The sequence below is a fragment of the Amycolatopsis sp. SID8362 genome, assembly GCF_010550475.1.
GTDB classification, from domain to species: Bacteria; Actinomycetota; Actinomycetes; order Mycobacteriales; family Pseudonocardiaceae; genus Amycolatopsis; species Amycolatopsis eburnea.
This window is the reverse complement of sequence record NZ_JAAGNB010000306.1, coordinates 1-4,596: the sequence shown is the minus strand read 5'-3', so window position 1 is coordinate 4,596 and position 4,596 is coordinate 1. Positions and strand designations below refer to the sequence as shown.

The window sequence follows — 4,596 nt, the reverse complement described above, 5'->3', positions numbered from 1 at the left end:
GCTCGCCCACGTCTGCCCCGCCGAGCGCCCGGACGTCGTGATCACCGACCCGGGCGCCCCCGAAGACCAGCGCGCGGCGCTGGCCGAACGCGGCGTGCTGGTGCACGTCGCCGTCCCCACGACCACGGAGAGCCGATGACGACCGCCCCGCCCCGCCCGCGCGCCGCCCGGTTCGCGACCTTCATGTTCTTCGGCCTCAACGGGTTCGGGATGGGCATGTGGGTGGTGCACATCCCGAACGTCGAGCGCGCGACCGGCATCTCGCACAGCACCCTGGGCGCGCTGCTGCTGGTGCTCGGCGGCGCCGCGTTCGCCGGCATGCAGGTGTCCGGCCCGCTCGTCGACAAGCTCGGCCACCGGCGGCTCGTGCCCGCCGCGGGGGTGTTCCTCGGCGTGGCGCTGTGCGCGCCCGGGTTCGCGGATTCGTGGTGGACGCTGGGCCTCGCCCTCGCGCTGTTCGGCTTCGGCAACGGTGCCATCGACGTCGGCATGAACGCCCACGCGGTCGTGGTCGAGCGGGCCTACCCGCGCCCGATCATGGCGGCGTTCCACGCGATGTGGTCGATCGGCGGCGCGATCGCCGCGGCCATCGGCGCCGCGACGCTCGGCGCGGGCGTGCCCACCGGCGTCACGCTCACCGCCACCGGCTTGCTGTGCATCGGGCTTTCCCTGGTGTCGGCGCGGTTCCTGATGGAGCCGTCCGAGGCGCCGGCCGCCGTCGCGGAGGAGCCGGAAGCCGCGCCGGCCCGCCGCCGCACCCCGGGTCGCGTGGTGTGGCTACTCGGCCTGCTGGCGCTCGCGCTGATGCTGTCCGAAGGCGTGGCGAACGACTGGGCCGCGCTGCACATGGAAAAGGTGCTCGGTACGTCGGCCTCGACGGCGGCGTTCGCGTACGGCGCCTTCGCCGTGGCCATGACGACCGGCCGCTTCCTCACCGACCGCGTCGCGGCCTGGGCGGGTCCGGCGGCGATCGTCCGCTACGGCGCCGCGCTCGCGGCGGTCGGCCTGACGATCGCCGCGGCGGCGCCCTGGGTGCCGGTCTCCCTGGTCGGCTGGGCGCTGTTCGGCCTCGGCCTCTCGGGCGGCGTCCCGCAGCTGTTCACGGCGGCGGGCAACCTGGACACCCGTGCGTCCGGCGCGCTGATGGCCCGGGTGGTCGGCCTCGGCTACGTCGGCCTGCTGGCCGGCCCGGCGGTGATCGGCGGCCTGACCCACTGGCTGCCGCTGAACGTGACGTTCGCGCTGCCGGTGGTCCTCTGCGTGCTGGCGGCGTTGTCCGCCGGGGTGCTGAGCCCGAAGCCGGAGCCGGTGGAGCAGCCCGTCGGTTAGTGGTGGACGGCCTCGTGGGCCCGGTCCGCGCCCGTGCTCGGTTCGGTGTGGACGACGACCGCGGTCAGCCGCGGGATCGTGTGTACCAGCCGGTGTTCGACGTCGTGCGCCAGCGCGTGCGCGGCTTCGACGGTCAGGTCCGCCGCCACCGTCACGGCCAGCTCGGCCCGCAGCTGGTGCCCGATCCACCGCATCCGCAGGTCCCGGGTGCCGAGCACGCCCTCGACGTCGCGGGCGGTGCGTTCGGCCAGCTCGACCGACTCGGGGTCGACCGCGTCCAGGAGCCGCCGGAACACCTCCTTCGCCGCGTCGCGCAGGACGAACAGGATGGCGACGGTGATGCCGAGCCCGACGATCGGGTCCGCGATCGGGAACCCGAGCGCGACCCCAGCCGCGCCCGCGACGACCGCGAGCGAGGTGAAGCCGTCCGTGCGCGCGTGCAGCCCGTCGGCGACCAGCGCGGCCGACCCGATCTCGCGGCCGACCTTGATCCGGTAGCGCGCGACGAGCTCGTTGCCGGCGAACCCGATCAGCCCGGCCGCGGCGACCACCCAAGGGTGCCCGACCGGCTCGGGGTGCAGCAGCCGCACCACGGATTCGTACCCGGCGATGGCCGCCGAAGCGGCGACGACCAGCACGACGACCACCCCGGCGAGGTCCTCGGACCGCCCGAGGCCGTAGGTGTAGCGCCGGGTCGCGGCCCGGCGGCCGAGCAGGAACGCGATGCCGAGCGGCACGGCGGTCAGCGCGTCGGCGAAGTTGTGGATGGTGTCGCCCAGCAGCGCCACCGACCCGGTGACCAGCACGAGCCCGAGCTGCGCGACGGCGGTGACGAACAGCGCGGCGAAGGACCACACGAGCGTGCGCACCCCGCGCCGGCTCGTCTCGAGGGCGTGGTCGAGGCGGTCGGTGCTGTCGTGGCTGTGCGGGCGCCACCGCGAGTGGCGGTGGCCGTGGCCATGTCCGGTCATGATGGCAGTCTATCTGCGCAGGCACGCAGATACGCAAGTAGTAGGGTTACCGCCATGCACGCCTCGCTGCCGGAGTTCGACATGCCCACCGAAGAGCAGGTCCACCTGGCCGCGGAGTCGTTCCGCCTGCTCGCCGACCCGACCCGCATCAAGGTCCTCTGGGCGCTGCTGCAGGGCGAGTCCTCGGTGGCCTGCCTGGCCGAACTGGCGGGCGCGGCCCCGACGGCGGTGAGCCAGCACCTGGCGAAGCTGCGCCTGGCAGGCCTGGTGAAGGGCCGCCGCGAGGGCACGTTCGTCTACTACTCGGCGGCGGACAACCACGTCCGCGGCCTCCTGGCCCAGGCCCTGCACCACGCGGAACACGTGGACCGCGAGATCCCGGCGGGCGACCACGCCCACCACCCGGCCTAGCCGACCGGCTCCTGCAGCTCCGTCACCCAGCCCGCCGGGTCCGCCGGGCAGTCCAGGTACAACTCCCGCTGTGCCCCCGCCGAAGCGAGGCCGTGCTCGGCGGTCCACCGGACCACCGCCTGCCAGCTCGGCAGGACGCCGTCGATCGGGCCGCGGTGGACGAGCGTCGCCGCGCGCGTGGCCGGCAGGTCCGCCACCGACAGGCCGTTCAGGTCGCCCGGGCCGACCGACGCCGGGATCGCCGCGTGCACCACGACCTCGTCCTCCGCGCGCTGCTCGTAGTAGCACGTCAACCGGCCGGCCGGGGTGACGTCCGCGGTGGGCAGCCGGCGGCCGAGTTCCGCGCACAGCGGGCGGACGACCGGGCCGATCGACTCCGGGGCGAACGACGCCGCGAGTCCGGTCAGCTCGACCACGCGCACCGCCGGCAGCTGCTTGACCACGACGTCGGGCGCGTCGATCGTCCGCAACCGTGCCTCGACCTGCGCGAGCCGCGCCGCGCCTTCGGCCAGCGACGCTTCCAGCTCCGCCCGGCGGAGCGTGAGCATGCCGCGCACCTGCTCGACCGTGATCTCGTCGGCCAGCAGCGTGGCGACCTGATCGAGCGTAAAGCCGAGGTCCTTCAGCGCGACGATCCGGTTGAGCCGCGCCAGCTGGCCCGCGGTGTAGCTGCGATAGCCCGTCGCGGGGTCGACGCGGGCCGGGCGCAGCAGCCCGAGCGCGTCGTAGTGGCGCAGCATCCGCACCGAAACCCGGCCGTGGCGGGCGAAGTCGCCGATCGAGAACACCACCCGATCATTCCCCAGCCGGGGTGAACCCGCCGACGATCGCCGCGGCGAGGTCCGCGAACGCGAGCGCCGTGCCGTCCTCGTGCGCGGGGCCGACGACCTGCAGCCCCACCGGCAGTTCGCCACCGGCCGGCGCGCTCACCGCGGGCAGCCCGGGCAGCGACGCCTGCGCGATCCAGAACGGCTGGTCGGCGTAGCGGTCGCCGAGGTCCCGGAACGCCGTCGTGAAGACGGCCGGGCAGAGGAAGACGTCGACGTCGCGGAAGTACCGCTCCCAGGCCGCCGTGAACGCCAGCCGCCGCCGCTCCTGCTCGCCGGCGCCGTCGAGTTCGCCGTTCGCGAAGAACAGCTCGACCTGGAAGCCGAACGCTTCGGCCTGGCCGACGGGATCGACGCCGTCCGGCCAGCCTTCGCGGATCTCGACGCCCGCGCGGGCGAGCGCGTCGACGGCGTCCGACAAGACCTTGCCCACTTCGGCGGTCACCGGGCAGGCCGGGTCGTCGAGGACCACGCCGGCGCGGAAGTCACCGAGCCGGTCGCGGCGGGAAGGCGTCAGTGGCCGGGACGCCGTTACTTCCAGCGCGAGCCGGAGATCCGCGGCCGACCGCGCGAGCGGCCCGACGGCGGAGGGGAACTCCCGGCTCGGCGCCGGTGCTCCCGGTGGCTGGAACCCTTGCAGCGAAACGGTTCCCGCGGTCGGCTTGAGGCCGTAGACGCCGCAGTACGCCGCCGGGATCCGGATCGAGCCCGCCAGGTCCGAGCCGTAGTCCAAAAAGGACAGGCCGGCGGCGAGGGCGGCCGCCGCGCCGCCGCTGGAGCCGCCGGGGGTGCGCGTGCGGTCTCTCGGGTTGAGTGTCCGCCCGTAGAGCGGGTTGGCGGTCTGCCCGAAGTCGGCGAGCAGGTGGTGCGCGTTCGTCTTCCCGGCGACGATCGCGCCCGCGGCCCGCAGCCGTTCGACGACCACGGCGTCCCGGTCCGCGCGGTGACCGGCGAACGCGGGCTCACCCCACGTCGTCGGCAGCCCGGCGACGTCGAAGGCCTCCTTGACCGTGATCGGCACGCCGTGCAGCGGCCCGGTGGCGGCGCTCCGATCGGCC

Annotated in this window: 5 protein-coding genes; 2 read left to right on the top strand and 3 right to left on the bottom strand. The window is 74.7% G+C overall.

The window, feature by feature from the left end; all coding sequences use genetic code 11:
• Positions 1-135: 135 nt before the first annotated feature.
• Entirely contained in the window at positions 136-1,329 is a 1,194-nt protein-coding gene (locus G3I65_RS10405) for an MFS transporter (protein WP_160695912.1), read from the top strand.
• Here the strand turns inward: G3I65_RS10405 and G3I65_RS10400 are convergent.
• Positions 1,326-2,300, bottom strand: coding sequence for a cation diffusion facilitator family transporter (locus G3I65_RS10400; RefSeq protein WP_160695911.1), 975 nt, complete (start codon positions 2,298-2,300; stop codon positions 1,326-1,328). The genes G3I65_RS10405 and G3I65_RS10400 overlap by 4 nt on opposite strands.
• 54 nt (positions 2,301-2,354) lie before the next feature.
• Here G3I65_RS10400 and G3I65_RS10395 point away from each other — a divergent pair, with 54 nt between their 5' ends.
• Complete coding sequence (locus tag G3I65_RS10395; RefSeq protein WP_125313833.1) at positions 2,355-2,711, top strand: metalloregulator ArsR/SmtB family transcription factor; 357 nt, start codon at positions 2,355-2,357, stop codon at positions 2,709-2,711.
• On the opposite strand, the gene G3I65_RS10390 is transcribed toward G3I65_RS10395, so the two are convergent.
• Together G3I65_RS10390 and G3I65_RS10385 are read right to left on the bottom strand one after the other, a co-directional pair.
• A complete protein-coding gene (locus G3I65_RS10390) occupies positions 2,708-3,499 on the bottom strand; it encodes a MerR family transcriptional regulator (protein ID WP_160695913.1) in 792 nt (263 codons plus the stop codon). The genes G3I65_RS10395 and G3I65_RS10390 overlap by 4 nt on opposite strands.
• A gap of 7 nt (positions 3,500-3,506) precedes the next feature.
• On the bottom strand, positions 3,507-4,596 hold a 1,090-nt coding region (locus G3I65_RS10385), incomplete at its 5' end, for an amidase family protein (RefSeq protein WP_160695910.1).

Excerpts from the sequence above, each read along its gene's own strand:
- G3I65_RS10395 (WP_125313833.1), top strand. The coding sequence starts at position 2,355 with ATGCACGCCTCGCTGCCGGAGTTCGACATGCCCACCGAAGAGCAGGTC.
- G3I65_RS10405 (WP_160695912.1), top strand. The coding sequence starts at position 136 with ATGACGACCGCCCCGCCCCGCCCGCGCGCCGCCCGGTTCGCGACCTTC.
- G3I65_RS10400 (WP_160695911.1), bottom strand. The coding sequence starts at position 2,300 with ATGACCGGACATGGCCACGGCCACCGCCACTCGCGGTGGCGCCCGCAC.